At 61.8% G+C, this 23,460-nt stretch carries 25 protein-coding genes; 14 read left to right on the forward strand and 11 right to left on the reverse strand.

The features are described from left to right. Positions 1-31: 31 nt before the first annotated feature. Positions 32-1,186, forward strand: a complete 1,155-nt coding sequence (locus VNX23_RS07645; RefSeq protein ID WP_325628690.1) for a DUF3095 domain-containing protein — start codon at positions 32-34, stop codon at positions 1,184-1,186. A gap of 12 nt (positions 1,187-1,198) precedes the next feature. On the opposite strand, the gene VNX23_RS07650 is transcribed toward VNX23_RS07645, so the two are convergent. Continuing rightward, entirely contained in the window at positions 1,199-1,639 is a 441-nt protein-coding gene (locus VNX23_RS07650) for a DUF2147 domain-containing protein (protein ID WP_325628692.1), read from the reverse strand. A gap of 310 nt (positions 1,640-1,949) precedes the next feature. Then, positions 1,950-2,480, reverse strand: a complete 531-nt coding sequence (locus VNX23_RS07655; protein ID WP_325628694.1) for a GNAT family N-acetyltransferase — start codon at positions 2,478-2,480, stop codon at positions 1,950-1,952. A gap of 184 nt (positions 2,481-2,664) precedes the next feature. Here VNX23_RS07655 and VNX23_RS07660 point away from each other — a divergent pair, with 184 nt between their 5' ends. The 9 genes from VNX23_RS07660 (at position 2,665) to VNX23_RS07700 (ending at position 10,123) form a co-directional block, all read left to right on the forward strand. Next, entirely contained in the window at positions 2,665-3,261 is a 597-nt protein-coding gene (locus VNX23_RS07660) for a superoxide dismutase (protein ID WP_325628696.1), read from the forward strand. A gap of 173 nt (positions 3,262-3,434) precedes the next feature. After that, positions 3,435-3,650 carry a hypothetical protein gene (locus tag VNX23_RS07665; RefSeq protein ID WP_325628698.1) on the forward strand — a complete coding sequence of 72 codons (216 nt, stop codon included), beginning with the start codon at positions 3,435-3,437 and terminating at the stop codon, positions 3,648-3,650. 2 nt (positions 3,651-3,652) lie between these two features. Then, complete coding sequence (locus VNX23_RS07670; RefSeq protein ID WP_325628699.1) at positions 3,653-4,411, forward strand: ABC transporter ATP-binding protein; 759 nt, start codon at positions 3,653-3,655, stop codon at positions 4,409-4,411. Positions 4,412-4,414: 3 nt separating this feature from the next. After that, positions 4,415-5,284: a metal ABC transporter permease gene (locus VNX23_RS07675; RefSeq protein WP_325628701.1), complete on the forward strand. Its 870-nt coding sequence runs from the start codon at positions 4,415-4,417 to the stop codon at positions 5,282-5,284. Positions 5,285-5,603: 319 nt separating this feature from the next. After that, positions 5,604-6,497 carry a metal ABC transporter substrate-binding protein gene (locus tag VNX23_RS07680; protein ID WP_325628703.1) on the forward strand — a complete coding sequence of 298 codons (894 nt, stop codon included), beginning with the start codon at positions 5,604-5,606 and terminating at the stop codon, positions 6,495-6,497. Positions 6,498-6,707: 210 nt separating this feature from the next. Then, the gene (locus VNX23_RS07685; protein WP_325628705.1) at positions 6,708-7,757 is read left to right on the forward strand and encodes a GTP-binding protein; all 1,050 of its coding nucleotides are present in this window, start codon (positions 6,708-6,710) and stop codon (positions 7,755-7,757) included. Then, entirely contained in the window at positions 7,757-8,773 is a 1,017-nt protein-coding gene (locus tag VNX23_RS07690) for a WD40 repeat domain-containing protein (RefSeq protein ID WP_325628707.1), read from the forward strand. Before VNX23_RS07685 ends, VNX23_RS07690 begins: the two co-directional genes overlap by 1 nt. 124 nt (positions 8,774-8,897) lie before the next feature. Then, a complete protein-coding gene (locus tag VNX23_RS07695) occupies positions 8,898-9,227 on the forward strand; it encodes a hypothetical protein (RefSeq protein WP_325628709.1) in 330 nt (109 codons plus the stop codon). Positions 9,228-9,382: 155 nt separating this feature from the next. Continuing rightward, positions 9,383-10,123, forward strand: a complete 741-nt coding sequence (locus VNX23_RS07700; RefSeq protein WP_325628711.1) for an acetoacetate decarboxylase — start codon at positions 9,383-9,385, stop codon at positions 10,121-10,123. A 215-nt stretch (positions 10,124-10,338) separates the two neighbouring features. On the opposite strand, the gene VNX23_RS07705 is transcribed toward VNX23_RS07700, so the two are convergent. From VNX23_RS07705 to VNX23_RS07735, 7 genes are all read right to left on the reverse strand, one after another. Then, complete coding sequence (locus tag VNX23_RS07705) at positions 10,339-10,824, reverse strand: hypothetical protein (protein ID WP_325628713.1); 486 nt, start codon at positions 10,822-10,824, stop codon at positions 10,339-10,341. Between the two features lie 397 nt (positions 10,825-11,221). Further along, positions 11,222-12,655: a homospermidine synthase gene (locus VNX23_RS07710; protein WP_325628715.1), complete on the reverse strand. Its 1,434-nt coding sequence runs from the start codon at positions 12,653-12,655 to the stop codon at positions 11,222-11,224. Positions 12,656-12,708: 53 nt separating this feature from the next. After that, positions 12,709-13,098, reverse strand: coding sequence for a RidA family protein (locus VNX23_RS07715; protein WP_325628717.1), 390 nt, complete (start codon positions 13,096-13,098; stop codon positions 12,709-12,711). Positions 13,099-13,168: 70 nt separating this feature from the next. Beyond that, entirely contained in the window at positions 13,169-13,339 is a 171-nt protein-coding gene (locus VNX23_RS07720) for a hypothetical protein (protein ID WP_325628719.1), read from the reverse strand. Between the two features lie 15 nt (positions 13,340-13,354). Beyond that, positions 13,355-13,957: an N-acetyltransferase gene (locus VNX23_RS07725; protein WP_325628721.1), complete on the reverse strand. Its 603-nt coding sequence runs from the start codon at positions 13,955-13,957 to the stop codon at positions 13,355-13,357. A gap of 123 nt (positions 13,958-14,080) precedes the next feature. Continuing rightward, positions 14,081-15,223 (reverse strand): type III PLP-dependent enzyme, encoded by a 1,143-nt coding sequence (locus tag VNX23_RS07730; protein WP_325628774.1) that lies wholly within the window; start codon positions 15,221-15,223, stop codon positions 14,081-14,083. A 663-nt stretch (positions 15,224-15,886) separates the two neighbouring features. Beyond that, entirely contained in the window at positions 15,887-16,147 is a 261-nt protein-coding gene (locus VNX23_RS07735) for a hypothetical protein (protein WP_325628723.1), read from the reverse strand. 127 nt (positions 16,148-16,274) lie between these two features. Between VNX23_RS07735 and VNX23_RS07740 the strand changes: the two genes are divergently transcribed. Genes VNX23_RS07740 through VNX23_RS07750 form a run of 3 tightly spaced genes read left to right on the forward strand, consistent with a single transcriptional unit; the run spans position 16,275 to position 20,132 of the window. Beyond that, positions 16,275-18,365, forward strand: coding sequence for a M3 family metallopeptidase (locus VNX23_RS07740; RefSeq protein WP_325628725.1), 2,091 nt, complete (start codon positions 16,275-16,277; stop codon positions 18,363-18,365). A 1-nt stretch (position 18,366) separates the two neighbouring features. After that, positions 18,367-19,029, forward strand: a complete 663-nt coding sequence (locus VNX23_RS07745; RefSeq protein ID WP_325628727.1) for a DUF1007 family protein — start codon at positions 18,367-18,369, stop codon at positions 19,027-19,029. Continuing rightward, positions 19,026-20,132: a nickel/cobalt transporter gene (locus tag VNX23_RS07750; RefSeq protein ID WP_325628729.1), complete on the forward strand. Its 1,107-nt coding sequence runs from the start codon at positions 19,026-19,028 to the stop codon at positions 20,130-20,132. The genes VNX23_RS07745 and VNX23_RS07750 overlap by 4 nt, the downstream gene beginning before the upstream one ends. Positions 20,133-20,137: 5 nt before the next feature. Here the strand turns inward: VNX23_RS07750 and VNX23_RS07755 are convergent, their stop codons facing one another. Then, positions 20,138-20,533 (reverse strand): MAPEG family protein, encoded by a 396-nt coding sequence (locus VNX23_RS07755; protein ID WP_325628731.1) that lies wholly within the window; start codon positions 20,531-20,533, stop codon positions 20,138-20,140. 85 nt (positions 20,534-20,618) lie between these two features. Between VNX23_RS07755 and hemH the strand changes: the two genes are divergently transcribed. Beyond that, a complete protein-coding gene (hemH, locus tag VNX23_RS07760; RefSeq protein WP_325628733.1) occupies positions 20,619-21,656 on the forward strand; it encodes a ferrochelatase in 1,038 nt (345 codons plus the stop codon). Between the two features lie 472 nt (positions 21,657-22,128). Here the strand turns inward: hemH and VNX23_RS07765 are convergent, their stop codons facing one another. Continuing rightward, a complete protein-coding gene (locus VNX23_RS07765) occupies positions 22,129-23,364 on the reverse strand; it encodes a branched-chain amino acid ABC transporter substrate-binding protein (RefSeq protein ID WP_325628735.1) in 1,236 nt (411 codons plus the stop codon). Positions 23,365-23,460: the final 96 nt, after the last annotated feature.

The following is a 23,460-nucleotide window of genomic DNA, read 5'->3' on the forward strand; positions in this document are numbered from 1 at the left end:
GATTTTTGAAAAATCAGACGATTGCGCAGCGATGACCACGGTCAACGGCAGCGAGAAGTTCTACGGCACCATTCCGGTGTTTCGCGGTTTCTCGCGTCTGATGGACCCCGCGCTATATGCGCCGCTGCCAGGCGACTGGAGCATCGGTGTCGCCGACATCGTCGAATCGACAAAGGCGATCGCGCAAGCGCGCTACAAGGCGGTCAACATGGCCGGAGCCTCGGTCATCGCGGCCGTCACCAACGCGCTCGAAGGGCGCGAATTTCCGTTCGTGTTCGGCGGCGATGGCGCCAGTTTTGCGGTGGCGCCGGATGATCTCGAGCGCGCCCGCGAGGCGCTGGCGGCAACAGCTGCCTGGGTCAAGGAAGATCTCGACCTCGTGATGCGGGTCGCGCTGGTGCCCGTCGCAGCGATACGGACCCAGGGCCTTGACGTCCGTGTCGCCCGCTTCGGACCCTCGCCAAATCTCTCCTATGCGATGTTTTCGGGTGGCGGGCTCGGCTGGGCCGAAGCGGCGATGAAGCGCGGGGAATTCGCCGTGGAAATGGCGTCGCCGGGCACCCAGCCCGATCTGTCCGGGCTCTCGTGCCGGTTCGAAGAAATGCCTGCCGTGCGCGGCCTCATCCTCTCCGTGCTGGTAATGCCCGCGCCTGGCGCCGATGCATCCGCCTTTCGCAGGCTGATCGAAGAGATCGTTACTCTTGTCGAGCGCAGTCCGGACTCGGGCCGGCCGGTGCCATCAGGCGGTCCCCCGCTTCGCTGGCCGCCGGCGGGATTTGAATTCGAAGCCCGCGCGCAGCGCGGAGGGTCGCTGTTGCGGCGGCGCGCCAGCGTGCTCGTGTATACGCTGTTTGCCTTTTTTCTCTTCCGCTTCGGCATCAGCGTTGGCGGCTTTGCGCCAGAAATCTATCTACGGCAGGTCGTGGAGAATTCAGATTTCCGGAAATATGACGATGGATTGCGAATGGTCCTCGATTGCACGCCAGAACTCGAGCGGAGCTTGAGCGAGCGCCTTGCCGCAGCAGCTTCGGCGGGAATTGCGAAATATGGCCTGCACCGGCAGGATGCAGCGATGATGACGTGTTTTACACCGTCGGTGATGCGCAGCGACCACGTGCACTTCATTGATGGTGCGCGGGGCGGCTATGCGTCCGCCGCGGTCGCGTTGAAAGCGGCGACGGCCTGAAGGCTGCTCCGCTTAGCGCGAAGCCCGCGTCCAGTTTTCGCCGCCACAGAACGCACCGACGCAGCCTTCCACCCTCAGCGTACCCGGACCCGTCACCGCGATGGTGCTCGCATAGGTCTTGCCGTCATCGGCGTTGTAGATGCGCCCCGACCATTTGTTCGGCCCCGCCGCGCGCATACCCGAGAACAGCGAAAGTCCGATGATGGGGCGCTTTGCCAGCGCCGGGTTCGGATTCTTGTCGTCGATCTGAGGCTTTCCGGTCGCATGGTCGATCGGCTCTTTCAACCAGATGACAACTCCGCAAATCCCCCCGCCGCATTTATTGACGCGAATCCTGGCGTCGCCGGCCTCGGTCAGCCAGACACCCTCGGGTCCGACCGTCTGGGCCGTTACGGGCGCCGCAGCGAACAACGTCGTTAGCGTCACGACGACAAGGCCGAACCTGCAAGACATGGAAACTTCCCCTCGGAAAACGCGCCTCCTTAGCAACAAATGGAATTTGTGCAATGCCGTATCTGCAGTCTGGCAACGCATTTTTGCGTTGCTGTCCTGCATTCGCTTTGGCTTGCTTGATGGAATTTTTTTCCGCGCGGGAGGCCAATGCATCTCTCGCCGGGGATCATGGCCGGCGGAACGCTCGCTGGCGCGCAGATAAGATGATGACCATAATGTTAGATGATGATCATCATATCATATGATAATCATAATGTCATATGGTTATTTAGCCATGCTCGGAATCTCCTGAGCGTGGCGCGCAAGCGCCTCACCACGGCAGGCCGCGCAGGTCGATGGTGCCCAGCAGCGGCGCCCGTCGCTTGAGGTCAAGGACAAAGGGCGACATTGCGGTGAAGCGCATCTTGCAATCCGGCTGCTCGACATCGATGTCACCACCGAACGGCTGCCAGCCGCGCGACCGATAAAATTCGAAATTGTGCGGTTCACAGAACAGAAGCGCGAACTGCGCGGCATCGTGGTCGCGCATGGTCTGGATGGCGGCGTTGAGCGAGATGCTGGCATAGCCGCGGCGTCGGCAATCGGGGCGGGTCGCGACCCCGCCGATGCCTCCGATGTGAACGCTTCGGCCGTTCCAGTTCACGTTGCGAAAGAAGATGCCGACATGGCAGGCAAGGCCACCGTCGGGCGCCTCGATCATCACGCGCAAATCGGCGTCGGCCCATCTGATATGGCCCCATGACAGTTCCCTGACGGCCTCGACGGGCCAGACTTTCTTGAATAGTCCTTCGGCCAGTGACCAGGATTCGTCGCCGTTTTGAATTTCGATCTCGATGCTCATTCAATCAGCCTCGCGCCGCATTGCTCCTGCATACGTGATGCACACCCGGCAAGTTACCGGCAGCATGTGCATTTGGCCGGCCGCGCACGTCTGCTGGCATCAAATTGCAGTGTCTAACGACGAAGGAACCTTCTATAAGGAGTGCCGTTAAATCACGTCTCCCACCATTTTCGGACATCGCCTCATGACCTTCACCCTTCCCAACCTTCCCTATGCCTATGACGCGCTGGCGCCCCATATGTCCAAGGAAACGCTGGAATATCATCACGACAAGCATCACCAGGCCTACGTGACCAATGGCAATAATCTGCTGAAGGGGACCGAATTCGAAGGCAAGTCCCTGGAGGAGATCGTCAAGGGCTCGTTCGGCAAGAATGCGCCGCTCTTTAACAATGCCGGCCAGCACTATAACCACATCCATTTCTGGAAATGGATGAAGCCCAATGGCGGCGGCACCAAACTGCCGGGCCGCCTCGAAAAGAAGATCAACGAGGACCTCGGCGGTCTCGAAAAATTCAAGGCCGATTTCACCGCCGCCGGCGCCGGCCAGTTCGGTTCGGGCTGGGCCTGGTTGTCGGTGAAGAACGGCAAGCTCGAAGTTTCCAAGACCCCCAACGGCGAGAACCCGCTGGTGCACGGCTCAACGCCAATCCTCGGCGTCGACGTCTGGGAGCACTCCTATTACATCGATTATCGCAATCGCCGCCCGGACTACCTGAAGGCGTTTGTCGATCATCTGGTGAACTGGGACTACGTCGACGAGCTGTTCTCGAAGGCCTGAACCGACCCACTGTTGAATGCAAAAGGGTGGCAGCGCTCGAGCTGCCGCCTTTTTTGCCGGCGCCACCGTTTCCCGGCAGAGACGTGCCTGCGGCAGCACCGGCGGCAGTTTCGCTCGGAAAGACGGCCGGAGCTCCGGTAGACTTTGGTAATGTTATAATGTAACACTATCAGATGCCGTCCCCTTCCCATTCCAGCGCCCACAGCCAGGATCACGGGCATCCCCACGTCCAGGGCCACACCCATGCACATAGCCACGGGCCGGCCTCGCCGCACCCGGCGCAAGCGGTATCCTGGTCAATCCTGCGCATGACGGTGATCGCCCGCCTTGCGGCCGCGGCCGGGGTCAGCGTCGCTCTCTGGGCCATTGTATGGCTCGCAATGAGGTGAGCATGGCGGCCGGACTGCAATTCCGTGATGTCACGCTCGGCTACGACCGCCATCCGGCGGTGCATCACCTCAATGGCGAGGTTGCGCCCGGCGCGCTGCTCGCCGTCGTCGGTCCCAATGGTGCGGGCAAGTCGACCCTGTTTCGCGGCATCGTCGGCATCCTCAAGCCGCTCTCGGGGAGGATCGTGACGGGCGATCTCGATTTCCGGGATATCGCCTATCTGCCGCAGACGGCGGAGATCGACCGCAGCTTTCCGATTTCGGTTTTCGATTTCGTCGGCACCGGGCTTTGGCGGCAAACCGGAGTTTTCGGCGGCATCGGCAAGGAGGCGCGCAAACGGATCGAGCTTGCATTTGCCAGCGTCGGCCTCAGCGGCTTCGAGAGCCGCACCATCGGCACGCTGTCGGGCGGACAGATGCAGCGCATGCTGTTTGCACGGGTGTTGTTGCAGGACGCCCGCGTGATCGTGCTCGATGAGCCCTTCAACGCCGTCGATGCAAAAACCTCGGCCGACCTGCTCGCATTGGTCAAACGCTGGCACGCGGAGCAGCGTACCGTGCTGGCGGCGCTGCACGACATGGAGCTCGTGCGCGCCAATTTCCCTGAAACCCTGCTGCTGGCGCGGGGAGAGGTCGCCTGGGGCCCGACCGCCGAGGTGCTGACCGCGGAAAACCTCGCGCAGGCGCGGCGGATGTGCGAAGCCTTTGACGACAGCGCCACGGCCTGCGTCGTTGAGGACGCTCCTTCGCAGGCGGCGTGATCGATGCTCTACGACACGCTGATTGCTCCCTTCGTCGAATACGAATTCATGCGCCGGGCGCTCGCCGCCGTGATCGCGCTGGCGCTCGGCGGCGCTCCGATCGGCGTGTTCCTGATGCTGCGGCGGATGAGCCTGGTCGGCGACGCGATGGCACACGCCGTCTTGCCGGGTGCGGCGATCGGCTTCCTGCTGTCTGGCCTCAACCTGTTCGCGATGACCGCCGGTGGACTGATCGCGGGCTTCACGGTAGCGATCCTGGCGGGCGTGGTGGCCCGCACCACCGATCTGAAGGAAGATGCCTCGCTCGCTACGTTCTATCTCGCTTCACTCGCGCTCGGGGTGACGATCGTTTCGATCCGGGGCACCAATATCGATCTCTTGCACGTATTGTTCGGCAATATCCTTGCGATGGATGATCCGACGCTCCTGGTCGTTGCCTTCAACGCCACCATCACGCTCATTGTTCTGGCGGTGATCTACCGACCGCTGGTGATCGAAAGCGTCGATCCCGTCTTCCTGCGCACCGTGAGCCGCGCCGGGGCGCCGGCGCATCTGGTGTTTCTCGCACTCGTCGTCGTCAATCTCGTCAACGGCTTTCAGGCGCTCGGCACGCTGCTCGCGGTAGGATTGATGATATTGCCCGCGGGCACTGCGCGGTTCTGGTCGCGCGACATCACCGGCATGATCTGCATCGCGGTGGTGAGCGCCATCATTGCGGGCTACGCCGGCCTGGTGCTGTCGTTCCAGACCAGGATTCCCTCGGGGCCGGCGATCATTCTGGTGGCGACTGCGCTTTACATCGGCTCGGTCTTGTTCGGCAATGTCCGCGGTCTGGTCAGGCAGATGTTCCCCGGCCGTCACCTTGAAGCCTGAGGGGTTCATGATTTTTGAGCTTCCAGACGCATCGTGTCACCTCTCCCCTTGTGGGAGAGGCATAGGCCGCCGGTGGCGGCCGTTCTTAAGAAAAACGCCGAAGCAACGCTTCGGCTACGTCGCGGCGTCGATGCGAAGCATCAGAGGCGCGATCCGCTTGAGGGGTTTTGCTCCTTCGATACGCCGCGACCCCTCACCCCAACCCTCTCCCATTGCAAGTCGTGGCTTGCCCGAGTTGCGCAATTTACAATGCGCAACCGGGGTAAACCCCGGTTGCGTGGGAGAGGGAGCCCACCGCCGTTGCGGGACTGCCGGAGCAATGATCCGGCGACGATTGATTGTATGTGGCCTTTGCCTGGCCTACCTGCTGCTTCCCATAGCGGCCCCCGCGCATGCGCAGGCGCCACTGAAGGTCGTTGCGAGCTTTTCCATCCTTGGCGACTTCGTGAAAAATGTCGGCAGCGATCGTGTCGAGGTGACGACCCTCGTCGGCGCCGATGGCGACGTGCATGTCTATACGCCGGCACCGGGGGACGCCCGCAAGATCACTGATGCGAACCTGGTCATCATCAACGGATTTGGTCTCGAAGGTTGGTTGCCGCGGCTGTTGCAGGTGTCAAGCGCGAGGGTGCCGATCGTCACCGCAACCAAAGGCATCGCGCCGCTCAAGCTCGGTTCCGAAGCCGACCCGCACGCCTGGCAATCGGTCGCCAATGCGAAAAGCTATGTCGTCAATATCCGCGATGCGCTGATCGCCGCCGACCCGGCCGATGCCGAGAGTTTTCGCAAAAACGCGCAAAGTTATCTTGCGAAACTCGATGCTCTGGACCGTGAGGTGCGCGAGGCGGTGGCACAGATCCCCCCGAACCGCCGCAAGGTGATCTCCACCCACGATGCCTTCGGCTATTTTGCATCCGCCTACGGCATCCAATTCATCGCGCCGATCGGCGTTTCCACCGAGTCCGAGGCCAGTGCGAAGGACATCGCCGGGATCGTCACCCAGATCAGGGCTGAAAAGATCCCTGCCGTGTTCCTGGAGAGAATGAGCGACCCCCGGTTGATTCGTCGGATCGCGGCCGAGACCGGCGCAAAAATCGGCGGGACCCTCTATTCCGACAGCCTGACCGATGAAAAGGGCGATGCCCCCACTTACATTGACATGGTCAGGCACAATATAAAGGCGCTGACCAGCGCGCTAGTGTCCCGGTTCTGACATTCGTATCGCATTGCGGCGGGTTCGTTTACGAATGTCAGAACCGACGGGACACCAGCAAATATAGGCTTGTAGTGGAGTTTTGGATTTGACATTCGCTATGCGAACTCGGATTTGGTGGGAAGCGAATGTCAAATCCACTCCACTACCAAATAGCGCAGGGGGCCACTCCTGCTGCCGGCGCCGCAAAATACCGCTTCCGGAGCAATCATGTCAGAATCGACGTCTCAAAAAATTCCCGTGACCGTGCTGACGGGCTATCTCGGCGCCGGCAAGACCACCCTTCTCAACCGCATCCTTTCGGAAAACCACGGCAAGAAATACGCCGTCATCGTCAATGAATTCGGCGAGATCGGCATCGACAACGACCTCATCATCGGCGCCGACGAGGAAGTTTTCGAGATGAACAATGGCTGCGTCTGCTGCACTGTTCGCGGCGATCTCGTTCGCATTCTCGACGGTCTGATGAAGCGCAAGGGGAAATTCGACGCCATCATCGTCGAGACCACCGGGCTTGCCGATCCGGCGCCGGTGGCGCAGACCTTTTTTGTCGACGAGGACGTGCAGAGGAACGCTCGCCTCGACGCCGTCGTCACCGTGGCCGACGCGAAGTGGTTGAGCGATCGTTTGAAGGATGCGCCGGAGGCCAAGAACCAGATCGCGTTTGCCGACGTCATCGTGCTCAACAAGACCGATCTCGTCTCGAGGGCAGAACTTGCCGAAGTCGAAGCGCGGATCAGGGCCATCAACCCCTACGCAAAACTTCATCGTACCGAGCGTTGCAAGGTCGCGCTTTCCGATGTTCTGGAGCGTGGCGCGTTCGATCTCGATCGCATTCTGGAGATCGAGCCGGAATTCCTCGAAGCCGGCGATGGCCACGACCATCATGATCACGACCACGATCACGGCCACGATCATCACCATGCCCACGACCATGGCGGCCTGAAGCACTACCACGACGAGGAAATGCAGTCGCTGTCGCTGCGGTCCGAAAGGCCGCTCGATCCTGCCAAATTCATGCCGTGGTTGCAGAACCTGGTTGCCAGCGAAGGCCAGAACATCCTGCGTTCCAAGGGAATCCTTGCCTTCAGCGACGACAACGACCGTTATGTCTTTCAGGGCGTTCACATGATGCTGGAAGGCGATCATCAGCGGCCCTGGAAGGAAGGCGAAACGCGCGAAAGCCGCGTCGTCTTCATCGGCCGCGAATTGCCCGAGCAGGCGATCCGCGAGGGTTTTGAGAGCTGTATCACCGGGTGATGACGAGCTTCGAATCAGGCGAATCCGCCTCCATCATTTCCGTGACCGACAAGGTGCGCGCGGTTCGGATCGGTGCGGCGGTTTCATCCGTTCACTTTCTCGGCGATGATGCGATTTTCGTCGGGGCCGAGGAAAATGTCTTTTTCGAAAGCGCGGAAGGGCAGATCTCCACCGTTCCCGTTCACGGCGGCGGCATCCTGTGCGCCGTGTCCGACGGCACGCGCCTTGTGACGGGCGGCGACGACGGCAAGGTCGTCGCGTTCGACGGCAAGGGTGAGGTCACCGTGCTCGCGACCGATCCGAAGCGCCGCTGGATCGACAACGTCGCGCTGCATGGGGATGGCGCCGTGGCCTGGTCGGTGGGCAAGATGGCTTTTGTGCGCACTGGCAAGAACGAGGAGAAGTCGCTCGAAGCGCCTTCGACGGTCGGCGGCCTCGCGTTTGCCCCGAAGGGGCTTCGCCTGGCGGTCGCTCACTATAACGGTGTGACGTTGTGGTTTCCCAACATGGCCGCCACTGCTGAATTTCTCGCCTGGGCCGGTTCGCACCTGTCCGTCACCTTCAGCCCCGACAACAAATTCCTGGTGACGGCCATGCATGAGCCCGCGCTGCACGGCTGGCGGCTTGCCGATAACAGGCACATGCGCATGACCGGCTATCCCGGCCGTGTGCGGTCGATGTCGTGGAGCACTGGCGGCAAGGCGCTGGCAACCTCCGGTGCCGACACGGTCATCCTGTGGCCGTTTGCCGGTAAGGACGGACCGATGGGCAAAGAGCCCGCGATGCTGGCGCCGCTGCAGGCGCGCGTCACCGCGGTTGCCTGTCATCCGAGGCAGGAGATCCTCGCGGCGGGTTATGGTAACGGCACCGTTCTGATGGTGCGGATCAGCGATGGCGCGGAAATCCTGGTTCGCCGCAACAACGACGTTCCAATCTCCGCACTTGGATGGAACGCCAGCGGCACGTTGCTCGCCTTTTCCGACGAGGCCGGCGATGCCGGACTGCTGAAGTTGTGAAGCGCGCCGCCACTCGCGCGCCTTTTTGACATCGCCACAGCTCTGGAGACGCGCGTTTCCAGTTCCCCAGGGAACCATGCGTGGCAACGATCGTTGATGCCGTTGCCACATCAGCGAGCGGACCATGATGTTTTCGGATCACCGGAAGCCTGCCCTGGCCAGGGATTTACTTGTTGCCGCCCTGTTGGTGGTGAGCGGCCTGGTTTTGTCGGGAGTTTCGCTGTTCAAAATCGCGAACGCGAAGGTTGATCTGGCCCAGGCAACCCAGCCCCTGCAATCCTCGCCTTCCACTGCCTCGGACAGGCCCGCGGAATCGAAGCCCGGCGGTGAGCGCCCGACGACCCCGGCGCCCGAACCGGCTCACCCCGATCTGCAGACGAAGGGCCAAGCCGTGAAACCGGCATTGCCGCCAGCGCCAGCCGAGAAAGTCGCGCCGCCGCTTCAGCAGAAATAACCTGATACCTTGCCTCATTTCAGTCGTCACTTCTGGGACCGATCCTGGCGGTCTTCTGCAATGACGGACAGGCTTGCCGATTTCCCGGTCTCGCTTGCGTCACCTTGCTGCCCCATACTCCGTCGCTGCATGGACACAGAGAAAAGGGGTCAAGCATGAAAATCGACGACGTCAGGCGAACCGCCTATTCGATGCCGCTGACCAGCCCCTCGTTTCCGCCGGGGCCGTATCGATTCTTCAACCGCGAATATTTCATCATCACCTACCGCACCGATCCCGAAGCACTTGCCGCCGTCGTGCCGGAGCCGCTTGAAGTCACCGAGCCGGTCGTCAAATACGAATTCATCCGTATGCCGGATTCGACGGGGTTCGGCGACTACACCGAAACCGGACAGGTGATCCCGGTCCGGCTGAAGGGCGAGGAGGGCGCCTATACGCATGCGATGTATCTCGACGACGATGCGCCGATTGCGGGCGGCCGCGAGCTGTGGGGCTTTCCCAAGAAGCTGGCGAGGCCGAAGATCGAAGTCGAGAGCGACGTGCTGGTCGGCACGCTGCATTACGGCTCGGTGCTCTGTGCCTCCGCCACCATGGGCTACAAGCACCGGCCCGTGGACCACGACACCGTATTGAAGGGGATGAAGGCGCCGAATTTCATCCTCAAGATCATTCCGGACATCGATGGCAGCACGCGGATCTGCGAGCTGGTGCGGTTTCATCTCGAGGAAATTACGTTGAAGGAGGCCTGGACCGGTCCGGCGGCGCTCGGCCTGTTCCCGCACGCGCTCGCCGATGTCGCAAGGCTGCCCGTGCGCGAGGTCGTTTCGGCGTTGCACTTCAAGGCCGACCTCACGCTCGGGCTGGGGACCGTGGCGTTCGATTATCTGAAGAAATAAAGACCGTCATTCCGGGCGCGCATGCTTATCTCTCACCCGAGTGACGGCAACACGACCACACGCGCGTGGTCGTGACCAAGGTCCGGTTCGCTTTTCAGTGGGGCGAGCCGCGTGGCTCGCGTTCAGCGGACTGGCACAGGTCGCTGTTAAGGCAAAGCGGAAAGACCGGAGGGCTCAGTCGAGAATGACCTGAAGCAGCGTCGTCGGCGAGTTTTTCAAGTTGGATAGCCGATCTCGGCAATATCATCGCGGAGTGAAGTAAGACTGCACTTTGGATTGAGAGAAACCAATATTCCTTCAGTCAGTGCGCGATGCTCGTACAAAGCGATTACGGCCTGTGGAGACACTTCGCTTCCATAGTATTCAGTCGCCCGGCGAAGGTACGTTTCGGGCAGGCAATCAAGTATTTCAAGCAGATGCGCTGAACCATCGCTGTCTTCGGATTCGGGCAGGGTAATATTCGCACTGGACCATGCTGACTCCTCAGAAAGGCGCCACATGCAAAATGTGACCGACTGTGGAGAGAACGCAGGCTCGCGGCTAAAAGCCGCGAACTGGTGAGGCAGATAGCGATAGAACTGTTCACTCGGTACCTGTAATGAAGCTGCTGGCGACTCGTGGTCAAAACCTTTGATGAAGGCGCCATGACAATTAAACGCTGCAAAAAAGTCATCGCCTTGACCATTTCGCATCGAGCCCATCATTTCTCCCGTGGCCCAATTGGAGTTGAAGGAGTAGCGACGATACTCCCACCTAGGGCAGATAATTGCGTCAAGCATAGCCACAGATTGAAGTAACCGCTTTAATGAGAAGACGTCAGGTAGCTGACGCAGGTTCCTCGTCGATGGTCCTGGCATCATCTTGCTTCCTTCGCGAAGGGCTCAATGGGCCTCGTTGAAACTCAAGAAGCCACAGATGCAGCTCGCTTGGCAACGTCTCCTCGTGGCATCACGATATTTCACTGCTGAGCAGCGGGACGCCGCTTTTGGGCAAAGTATAATAGACGTTAGTTGCGCAATCCCACCCCACCGTCACCGCGGGGAAAGACGTGGATGGCCATGACGATCAGGAAACGTCGTACGACGTTCTGTGGCGGCGTCACCGCACCAGCACGTTGCGGAACTGCCAGGGGTCGGATGTGTCGATATCTTCCGGGAAAAGGCCGGGCCGATCCGAAAGCGGCGTCCAGTCGGTGTAAAAGCCCTTCACCGGGCCGAGATACGGAAGCTGGATTTCGAGGCAACGCCGGAAATCCAGCTCATCGGCCTCGACGATCCCGGCCATCGGATTTTCCAGCGCCCAGACCATTCCGGCGAGCACCGCCGAGGTCACCTGCAGGCCAGTGGCGTTCTGGTAGGGCGCGATTGCCCGCGTTTCCTCGATCGACAGCTGCGATCCGTACCAGTAGGCGTTTTTGGGGTGTCCATAGAGCAGCACCCCAAGCTCGTCGATCCCGTCCTCGATTTCATTCTCGTCCAGGATGTGCCACTTCGGCTGCATCTTGCCGGTGGCGCCGAACATCTCGTGCAGCGACAACACCGCGTCGTTGGCGGGATGGTAGGCGTAGTGACAGGTCGGGCGGTAGAGCACCGTGCTGCCTTCGCGGACGGTGAAATAATCGGCAATCGAGATCGATTCATTGTGGGTGACGAGAAAGCCGTATTGGGCGCCCGGCGTCGGACACCAGGAGCGCACGCGGGTGTTGGCGCCGGGCTGCTCCAGATAGATCGCGGCACCGCAGCCGTAATTATGGGTGCGGCCATTGTGCGGCATCCAGGATTCGTGGGTACCCCAGCCGAGCTCGGCCGGCTGCATGCCTTCGGAAACGAAGCCTTCCACCGACCAGGTGTTGACGAACACGTTCATCGGTTTCGGTCGTTTCGAGCGCTGCGTATCGCGTTCGGCGATATGAATGCCCTTGACGCCGAGCTTCTGCGCCAGCCTGCCCCAGCCTTCCCGGCTTTTCGGCTCGTTGAACGGCGTTTTGGTATCGCGCGCGATATCGGTCAGGGCCTTTTTGACGAACCACGACACCATGCCGGGATTGGCCCCGCAGGTGGAGACGGCGGTCGGGCCGCCCGGGCTCTTGTGCTTGGCCGCGAGCAGGGTTTCGCGCAGCGCGTAATTGGAGCGCTTTTCGGAGCCTTTGCTCTTGTCGAAATAGAAGCCGAGCCACGGCTCCACGACGGTGTCGATGTAAAGCGCGCCGATTTCGCGGCACAGCGTCATGATGTCGACCGACGAGGTGTCGACCGACAGGTTGACGCAAAAGCCCTGGCCGCCGCCGGCGGTCAGGAGCGGCACCAGGAGGTTGCGGTAGTTGTCGCGGGTGACGGCTTGCCTGATGAAGCGGACCCCGTGCTTTTTGGCGAGCTCGCCTTCCTCGTGCGGATCGATGATGACGAAGCGGGATTTGTCGTATTCGAAATGCCGCTCGATCAGGGGCAGCGTGCCCTTGCCGATCGAGCCGAACCCGATCATGACAATGGGGCCGGAAATTTTCGCATGAATCTGACGATCGGACGGGCTCATCGTAAGGGTCTCCGGAACAGGAAGAGTGAAAAGATAGGAAACAGGAGGAGGGATCAGGCGGTCCGTCGCTTGGCGGTGACTTCGATCTCGACCTTCATGTCGGGCTTGAAAAGCGCCGCAACCACCAAGAGCGTCGCGGCCGGCCTGATCTCTGAAAGCCTCTCGCCGCAGACCGCGAGCACCGCATCGGCGTCGGCCACATCGACGATATAATAGGTTGCGCGGACGACGTCGGCCAAGGCGAAACCGGCCTCCTTCAGCGTGGCCTCGATGGTCTTGAAGCAGTTTCGTGTCTGGCTCGTGACATCGATCGGCATGGTCATGGTGGCATAGTCGTAACCGGTGGTACCGGCGAGGAAGGCGAAATCGCCGTCGATCACGGCGCGGCTGTAGCCGGCGGTCTTTTCAAAGGGCGAGCCGGTGGAAATGAGACGGCGGGGCATCTAAAACCTCGATTCTGGCACCTTGCGCGGTTTGCGGGCTGTTGGCCGATCCGCGCAATTCTTCGCTATATCAGGACGAACGTCGTGTCACGTCGGGGGCGGCGGCGCGGCCGGGACCCCATCGGCGAACCAGCAGGTCCCGCACGACCATGACGCTCAGGGCAATCAGGAGGATCGTGGCAACGACGCGGCGATTGCGCAGGCGCGCCAAATCACGCGTGGTGTGGATGGTCTCCGGCACGGCGGCGAGCCCTGATCAAGCCGCGCAAGGCACGGCGCGCGGCGCCTTCTTGCCGCGGGCTGCTCTCGCCGTCGGCAACGATGCGCCAGTGGCGACAATCATGCCGGAGGCGCCCGCGAGCGCGCCCTCGGAGAGCTCGAGGCCGAGCAGGCGCTGGCGTTCAAACGGGCCGGGAAGCGTCAACAGGCTTGCCCTCTCTGCCGAGAAGCCGAAACGGGCGTAGTAGGGCGCATCACCAAGCAGGATCACCGCGCGATGGCCGAGCGCTTTGGCGGCGGCCAAGGCGCGGTTGATCAGCGCGGCGCCGATCCCGAGCCGGCGGCATGTCGGATCGACCGCGAGCGGGCCCAGCACCAGGGCCGGCACCTCGCCAGCGCTGACATGCCACAATCGCAACGTGCCCACCAATTTATCGCCCCGCACGGCCGAAAGCGAAAGCCCCTCGGCCGGCGCGTATCCGTCGCGCAGCCGCTGGCAGGTCCGCGAAGCACGGGTGGTACCGAAACAGGCATCGAGCAGCGCTTCGCGAGCAGGCACATCGCCGACACGCTCGGCGCGGATCGAGAACGCAGCCGCGTCGGCCGACAGGACAAAGAGGGTCTTCCGCAATTTGATCATGGCACGTCATTCCCCGGCTCCGATGGCGGCGAGGCCAAAGGGCGCGTCAGCAAATCCGAAAGGTGATGGAGAGGGAGCCCGCGGACGGGCTCCCGACGACATAAAGCCTTCAGCGAGGCTGGATCAGATGTGATAGGTCCGCAGCGGCGGGAAGCCGTTGAAGGCTACCGACGAGTAGGTCGACGTATACGCGCCGGTGCCCTCGATCAGCACCTTGTCGCCGATCTCGAGCGTTACCGGGAGCGGGTACGGCATCTTCTCGTACAGCACGTCGGCGGAATCGCAGGTCGGACCTGCGAGCACGCACGGCGTCATCTCCGCGCCGTCATGCGGCGTCCTGATCGCGTAACGGATCGACTCGTCCATGGTCTCGGCGAGACCGCCGAACTTGCCGATATCCAGATACACCCAGCGCACATCGTCCTCGTCGCTCTTCTTGGAGATCAGAACGACTTCGGTCTCGATGATGCCGGCATTGCCGACCATGCCGCGGCCCGGCTCGATGATCGTCTCCGGGATCTGGTTGCCGAAATGCTTGCGCAGCGCACGGAAGATCGACCGGCCGTATTGCACGACCGGAGGCACATCCGTGAGGTACTTGGTGGGGAAACCGCCGCCCATGTTGACCATGGAGAGGTTGATTCCCCGCTCGGCGCAGTCGCGGAACACGGTCGAGGCCATTGCCAGGGCGCGGTCCCACGCCTTGACCTTGCGCTGCTGGGAGCCGACATGGAACGAGATTCCACAGGGCTCCAGGCCCGAGCGCTTGGCGAGGTCGAGCACCTCCACCGCCATTTCCGGATCGCAGCCGAATTTGCGCGACAGCGGCCATTCGGCGCCTGCGCAATCGTACAGGATGCGGCAGAACACCTTGGCGCCGGGGGCGGCGCGGGCGATCTTCTCGACCTCGGCGGTGCAATCGGCGGCAAAGAGGCGAATCCCGAGCGCGAAGGCGCGCGCGATGTCACGCTCTTTCTTGATCGTGTTGCCGTATGAAATCCGCTCGGCCGGCGCTCCGGCGGCCAGCGTCAACTCGATCTCGGCCACCGAGGCGCAGTCGAAGCACGAGCCCAGCGAGGCCAGAAGCGACAACACTTCCGGCGCCGGGTTGGCCTTCACTGCATAGAAGACGCGGCTGTCCGGCAGCGCCCTGGCGAAGCTCTGATAGTTGTCGCGCACCACTTCGAGGTCGACGACGAGGCAGGGCTCGACGTCCTGGCCCTCGTTGCGGCGGTTGCGCAGGAATTCCTGAATGCGTTCGGTCATGGCACCCTCCCAAACGGCCCAGCGACGGGACCGTTCAAAAATGATCTCGGATAAGAGCGCTTCGGCCACGTTCGCGCGATGGAGGCGCGACGAGGCCAAAAAACTCGAACCGACTGTGCTGCCGTGGATTGGTTGGGAAGGATCCCGCCCGCTCACCTGGCAATGAAGGACAAGCCTCTTCGGTATTCGCGCCGGCTGGTGGAAAGCCGGCAGAGACCAAAAAAGCCCGATCCGTCGTTGCTTTAAGTCGCGTCCCCCGTTGAGAGCGAGGTGCGCCGGTTCGCCTCCGGCTGCCAGTCACGGTTGCAAGGAGCGAAGAGACCTTCAACGGCACCTCTTGAGAGAGGTGCTGGCCTTCAAGCATCCAGCTTGAGCGACCCTCGGTCTTTTTCATCCCTTGGCGGCTGTCCGGCCTCTTGTCCGGATACCTACCGACTGACACACGACCACAGGCACGTGCGAAATTGGGCAATTCCGCAAATAATCTTTTTGAGTCTGCTTCGCAAGAATTTTTTTAGCCTGCGGGAAAAATTCCCTAACACGTACTTACGAGACCGCGCTCGACGCACGAGAGCCGCGCGGAAAAATGAACAGGCGTTAAGTTTGCTTAACGAGGTGTAATGGTTCGACGCGACGGGCAGCGCGAGCCCTGCAGCAGAGGCGCTAGGCGCGCCGCGTGAACGGCTCGACGCGCTGGGCTGCACGGATGAAGGCGGCCATGATGAGGACGCCGATCGCAAACAGCACGGCCTGCAGGATGTGCGCGCCGGTGTCGTCGAAGCCGAGCAGGATCGCGATCGCCCAGCCGCCGGCGAACGCCGCGCCGAACACTTCCGCGCCGATCAGAATCGCCGCACTGATCACGGTGACGACGCTGGGCCAGACGATCTGGCGGGAGCGGGTCGGCGAGGTTTGTGAACTCATGGGCAACATCCTGTTTCTGGGTCGCAATCTCTATGAAAAGAGCGGCCCTATCAAGCGTAAAAGGCCCCAAAAAAGGCCATCGCATGATATAGGCTGCCCCGCAGGAGAGGGACATACGGGAATTGCCATGTCGGAGACCCCGCAAATGACGACCAGCACACCCGACCAGTCCAACCCGCTGCTTAAGGCCTGGCAGACGCCGTTCGAGACGCCGCCATTCGCCGAGCTTTTGCCTGAACACTTCCTCCCGGCCTTCGAGCAGGCGTTTGCCGATCATGCGGCCGAGATCGCTGCGATCACCCATGATCCCTCGGAGCCCGACTTTGCCAACACGATCACCGCGCTTGAGCGCTCGGGCAAGCTGCTCACCAGGGTTTCGGCTGTCTTCTACGACCTGGTGTCGGCACATTCCAACCCGGCGCTGCTCGAGATCGACAAGGAGGTGTCGCTGCGGATGGCGCGACACTGGAACCCGATCATGATGAATGCCGTGCTGTTCGGCCGTATCGCCCTGCTGCACGGCAATCGCGCCAGCCTCCATTTGACGGGAGAGCAGCTGCGGCTGCTGGAGCGTACCTATACCCGTTATCACCGCGCCGGCGCCGGCCTCGATGAGACGGCCAAGGCGCGGATGGCCGAGATCAACGAACGGCTGGCTCATCTGGGCACGACCTTCAGCCATCATCTGCTCGCCGACGAACAGGAATGGCTTCTGGAACTGGGCGAGGCCGATCGCGAGGGCCTTTCGGACAGCTTCATCGCGGCCGCCAGCGCCGCAGCGGAAGAGCGCGGAATGTCGGGCAAGGCCATCGTGACGCTGTCGCGGTCCTCCGTCGAACCCTTCCTGAAAACCTCGACCCGCCGCGACCTGCGCGAGAGGGTCTACAAGGCTTTCGTCGCCCGCGGCGACAACGGCAATGCCAACGACAACAACGCGATCATCGTCGAGATCCTGGCGCTGCGCGCGGAAAGCGCAAAACTTCTCGGTTACCCGACCTTCGCGGCCTATCGGCTGGAGGACTCCATGGCCAAGACGCCGGCGGCCGTCCGGGGTCTTCTGGAGCGGGTCTGGAAGCCGGCGCGAGCCCAGGCGCTCAAGGACCGCGACGAACTGCAGCAATTGATCGTGGAGGAGGGCGGCAATTTCGCGCTGGCTCCGTGGGACTGGCGCCATTACGCCGAAAAGCTGCGCCAGCGCCGCGCCAATTTCGACGACGCCGCGATCAAGCCCTATCTGACGCTGGACAACATGATCGAAGCGGCGTTCGACTGTGCCCATCGCCTGTTCGGCCTGAGCTTCTCCGAGCGCAAGGATATCCCGGTCTGGCATCCGGACGTACGGGTCTGGGAGGTCAAGGACAGCACCGGCGAGCACAAGGCGCTGTTTTATGGCGACTACTTCGCCCGGCCATCCAAGCGATCCGGCGCCTGGATGACGACCCTGCGCGACCAGCAGAAGCTCGACGGGGAGGTTGCGCCGCTCGCAATCAACGTCTGCAACTTCTCCAAGGGCGCCGAGGGCCAGCCGTCGCTATTGTCGCCGGACGACGCGCGCACGCTGTTCCACGAATTCGGCCACGGCCTGCACGGGATGCTGTCGAGCGTGACCTATCCTTCGCTCGCCGGCACCAGCGTCTTTACCGATTTCGTCGAGCTGCCGTCGCAACTCTACGAGCACTGGCAGGAACAGCCGCAGGTGCTGCGGGAATTCGCCCGCCATTACCAGACCGGCGAGCCGCTGCCGGACGACCTGTTGAAGCGCTTCCTGAACGCCCGCAAGTTCAACCAGGGCTTTGCCACGGTCGAATTCGTGGCCTCGGCGCTGATGGACCTCGAATTCCATAGCCAGCCGGCGTCCGCGAGCGCAGATGTGCGCGGTTTCGAACGCGACGAGCTTGCGAAAATCGGCATGCCAGCGGAAATTTCGATGCGCCACCGTCCGCAGCAATTTGGCCATATCTTCTCCGGCGATCATTACGCCGCGGGCTATTACAGCTACATGTGGTCCGAGGTGATGGACGCCGACGCGTTCGGCGCTTTCGAGGAGGCCGGCAATATCTTCGATCCCGCGACCGCCAAACGCCTGCATGACGACATCTATTCGTCCGGCGGCTCGCGCGATCCGGAAGAGGCCTATGTGGCGTTCCGTGGGCGGGAGCCGGAAGCGGACGCACTGCTGCGGCGGCGGGGCCTTTCGGAAACGCCGGAGGCGGCCTGAGATGGGTATTTTGATTCGCCGCTTGATCGGCGTGGTGCTGTTGGCCGCTGCCCTGGCGACCGGAGTTTTGCTGATCGGTCCACGCGCCGCGCAGGCACACCCCCATGTCTGGATCACGGCAACGAGCGAGTTGCTCTACGCGCCCGATGGCGCGATCACGGGCGTGCGCCACGCCTGGACCTTCGACGACATGTTCTCGACCTACGCGTTGCAGGGGATCGAGAGCAAGAAGAACGGCGTCTACAGCCACGAGGAACTGGCGGCCCTGGCCCAAACCAATGTCGAATCGCTGAAGGAGTTCGCCTATTTCACCTTCGCCAAGGCCGACGGCAAGAAGCAGAAATTCGAGGAGCCCGTCGACTACTTCCTTGATTTCAGGGACGGCCTGTTGACCTTGCATTTCACCCTCCCGCTGAAGACGCCGATCAAGTCAAAGGAACTGGCGCTTGAGGTTTTCGATCCGACGTTCTTTGTCGACTTCAAATATGCCGATAAGGACCCGGTGAAGCTGGTCGGGGCGCCTGCCGCGTGCCAGACGAGCTTCCAGCGCCCGAACGACGGCACGGCCAGTGCCCAGAGGCTTGGCGAGCAGAACTTCATGAGCGGCGATAATTCCAATTTCGGCGCAATGTTCGCCAACAAGATCGCGGTGGCCTGCCCATGAAGCACGTGTACGGCCGAGAAGCGCCGCGGGGCCTCGCGCGCGGATTGGTGTTCTGCGCCCTCACCCTTGCGACCGTCCTGATGTTCGACGCCGTCGCGCATGTGCTCGCCGCACAGACGCCGTTCGGCGGGGCGCGCCCGGGCGCGGAGCCGCAAGCGAGCGGCATTGTCGGCTGGCTGCTCGCCAAGCAATCGGAATTCTATCGGGAGATGTCGGCGACGATTCGCGCCGCCAAATCCGACGGAAGCGCGGTCTGGACCCTGCTTGCGATTTCCTTTGCCTACGGCATTTTTCATGCCGCCGGCCCCGGGCACGGCAAGACCGTGATCTCTTCCTATCTCGTCGCCAACCAGGAAACCGCCAGACGCGGGGTCGTTCTGTCGTTTGCGTCGGCGCTGATGCAGTCGCTGGTCGCGGTGGTGGTTGTCGGGGTTTTTGCCTGGCTGCTCAACGCCACCGCCAAGACCATGTGCGGGGCAGAACGGGTCATCGAGATCGCCAGCTACGCCCTGATTGCGGCATTCGGCGCCCGCCTGGTCTGGATCAAAGGCGGCGGCTTCATGCGCGCGCTGCAGGCGCAACAGCCGATTCCGGCGACAGCAATGGCCACGCACTCTCACGCTCACGATCATCAGCACGCGCACAAGCACGGCCACGATCATGATCATCATGACCATGGCCAGCACCATCACGATCATCACCATGAGCATGACGAGCATGGCGGCCACTCGCACGGGCCGGTCCCAAGCGAGCTGGCCGGTCCCGGCGGCTGGCGGCGCGGATTTGGGGCGATTGTCGCGGTCGGATTGCGACCCTGTTCGGGCGCGATCCTGGTCCTGGTGTTTGCGCTGGCGCAGGGCTTGTTCTGGGCCGGCGTCGCCGCGACCTTTGTCATGGGGCTTGGGACCGCGATCACGGTGACGGCCATTGCGCTGATGGCCTTGTCCGCCAAGGACGTGGCGCGTCGCTTGAGCGGCGCGCGCGACGGCGGCGGAGCGCTGATCATGCGCGGGGTCGAGTTCGGTGCGGCCGGGCTGGTGCTGCTGTTCGGCGTCGGCTTGCTGTTCGGCTATCTCGCGGCCGAACGGGTGACGTGTTTCTAGATCCGTTACGGCAGGAAGCGGCGGATCGCCGGCAGGAAGAAGATCGCGGTGTTGATCACAAAGCCGATATTCCAGAGGATCGAGCGCAGCGTCGGCCGATTGCCGATATAGGTGAAGACATAGGCGATCCGCACGATCAAAAACAGCACGGCCAGTTCATCGATCAGCCGTTGCGGGCACTGTCGGAATTCCGCCAGCAGCACGGCGACGGCGAAGAACGGAAACGTCTCGATGCCGTTGAGGTGCGCGCCAAGCGCGCGCCCGGCAATCGGATCCTCGTAGAATCCAGGGTCGCGCGGCCTGGAATTGTCGAAGCGGCGAAACCTGATCCATTTCACCGGCGCAATCGTCAAAAGATAGAGCAACAGGGCGCCAAAGACGCACCATTCGGCGATTGTCATGGTCCTCCCCCGCCGCGATGGGCCAGCCTAACCAACCCGCCATCCGCTTGACAAGGATGATGCGACGCGCGAATCCAACCCGGCCATGAGCGGAGCCGTTCCCATCAAGAGTGTAGGTCCGTTAGCCGGCGCGACTGCCCCGCGGGTCGGGATTCTTCTGGTCAATCTCGGTACTCCCGACACGGCAGATACGCGCGGCGTGCGCGTCTATCTGAAGCAATTCCTTTCCGACCCCCGCGTGATCGAAGATCAGGGCCTGCTGTGGAAACTGGTGCTGAACGGTATCATTCTGCGCACCCGCCCGGCGCGCAAGGCGCGCGATTATCTGAAGATCTGGAACACCGACAAAAACGAGTCTCCGCTCAAGACCATCACCCGCGCGCAATCCGAAAAACTCGCTGCGGCGATTTCCGACCACGACCATGTCGTGGTGGATTGGGCGATGCGCTACGGCAATCCATCGATTGCATCCGGGATCGAGGCGCTGACAGCGCAAGGCTGCGACCGGCTTCTGGTCATGCCGCTCTATCCGCAATATTCCGCTGCCACTTCGGCCACCGTCTGCGACGAGGTGTTTCGCGTGCTGGCCACGAAGAGGGCACAACCGACCTTGCGGGTGTCGCCGCCTTATTACGACGATCCCGATTACATCGAGGCGCTGGCGGTCTCGATCAATTCGCATCTGGCGCGCCTGCCGTTTCAGCCGGAGCTGATCGTCGCCTCGTATCATGGCATGCCGCGGAAATATGTTGACAAGGGCGATCCGTACGAAAGCCAGTGCATCGCGACGACGGAAGGCTTGCGCAAGCGGTTAGGTCTGAGCGCCTCAAGACTCCTGCTGACGTTTCAGTCGCGCTTCGGCTCGGACGAGTGGCTTCAGCCTTACACCGACAAGACCATGGAGAGACTCGCCAGGGACGGTGTGCGGCGGATCGCGGTCGTAACGCCCGGGTTTTCGGCCGACTGCCTGGAGACGCTCGAGGAAATCGCGCAGGAAAATGCCGAGATTTTCAAAGCCAATGGCGGCGAGCAATTCGCCTACATTCCGTGTCTGAACGACAGCGAGCATGGAATGGACGTCATCCGCCAGCTCGCGTTGCGCGAGCTCCAGGGCTGGATATGACGGCTGGATATGACCGCTGTCATCGCCACTCGCTTTTCGTCGCTCCAGACTTACATCTTCGCTGGTGGAAATGAGGGGTTTGCCGCTTTGCAAGGCGAGCTCATGCGTTAAAAAGATGGCGTGACGCGTTCACTAGAGCTCCGATTCCGAAGTTCGCAAGCTATCACGGCGACCTCCGATGCGAACTTCGGAATCAAAGGAGCTCTAGCAATTTGTTGATTTGAGTAGCGGCTTTGAATTTGAAGTTCCTATCACGAACTTGCCGCGATACCGATAGAAACTTCAAATTCGCCGCACTAGTTACCCCACGGTCCGGTTCGGCTCTTCACCTCGCCCCGCTTGCGGGGAGAGGTCAGATGGCATCGAAGATGCCATCTGGGTGAGGGGGACTATCCGCGAGTCAGAACCTGTGGAGAGCCCCTCACCCCACCCCTCTCCCCGCAAGCGGGGAGAGGGAGATCGCCGTCCATAATCAGTTTGGCCGTTCCATCTTGCAGGTGGTCGGAAGCACGGTGTTGGCCGCATCGATCTTGTCGACAAGCTTCCAGCCCCAGCCGGTCTTTTCCTCGTCGAACGGTTCCCTTTCGCTGCGATCGCCGAACGAAGCGATGTAGATCGGCTGGAAGAACTGGTGGTCCTCTTTGCGCATGTAGCCCTTGCCGCCGTCGAACACCTCGACCTCCATGCCCTCCAGTGCCGAGGCGACTTTCACCGGATCGACCGACTTGGCCTTGTCGGCGGCTGCGGCAAGCATGCGCATTTCGTTGACGGCGCGCGGATAGAACAGGCTGAAATCGAACTTCGCCCGGAACGCCTTCTCGAATTGCTGCGAGGACGGGTTATCGAGGTTCGGAATGCCCTCGGCAACGGCGAACACCTGATGATTGAGGTTGGCCTGCTTGATCGCCGTCGGCCCGCCGGTGCCGCCGGCATAATAGGTGTACCAGTTCACCTTCAACCCGGCGTCGGCGGCCGCCTTCAGCAGCAGCGCGAAATCCTGTCCCCAGTTGCCGGTGACGACGGTGTCGGCGCCGGAGGCCTTGATTTTGGCGATGTAGGGCGCGAAATCGGTGATCTTCAAGAGCGGATGCAGTTCGTCGCCGACGATCTTGATGTCCGGCCGCTTGGCGGCCAGCATCGTCTTGGCGGCGGAGCGTACGGATTCGCCGAACGAATAATCCTGGTTGATCAGGTAGACATTCTTGATCGAAGGCGTCTTCTTCATGTAGTTGGTAAGCGCCTCCATCTTGATGTCGGAATTGGCGTCCCAGCGGAAGTGCCAGAAGCTGCATTTCGCGTTGGTGAGGACAGGGTCGACCGCCGCATAGTTGAAATAGAGCACTTCCTTGCCCGGGTTGCGTTCGTTGTACTTGGTCACGAAATCCGACAGCGCGCCCGCAACCGACGAGCCGTTGCCCTGGGTGATGTAGCGCACGCCGGCGTCGATCGCCTTCTGCGCCTGGATCAGGCTTTCCTGCGGATTGGTCTTGTTGTCGAGCGGAACGATCTCGACCTTCTTGCCGGCAATGCCGCCCTTGGCGTTAACCTCGTCGGCAAGATACTGGAACGTTTTCAGGCCGACCTCGCCAACGCTGGCGCCGCCACCCGACAGCGGGTCGATGTAACCGATTTTGAGGGTTTCCTGCGCCATCGCGCCGCCGCCGAGCAGCGGCAACGCGAAGGTTGCGGCCATCATCAGTTTTCGCATGTCGATCCTCCTTGGGATTGTTTCTTGTTGTTAACTGTATATTGGAGGGCCGGCGCCTGAGCGGCGTCTTGCTGGTCTTCTCGGCCCTGTTTCGGC

This window comes from Bradyrhizobium sp. (assembly GCF_035570375.1).
Taxonomy (GTDB): Bacteria; Pseudomonadota; Alphaproteobacteria; order Rhizobiales; family Xanthobacteraceae; genus Bradyrhizobium.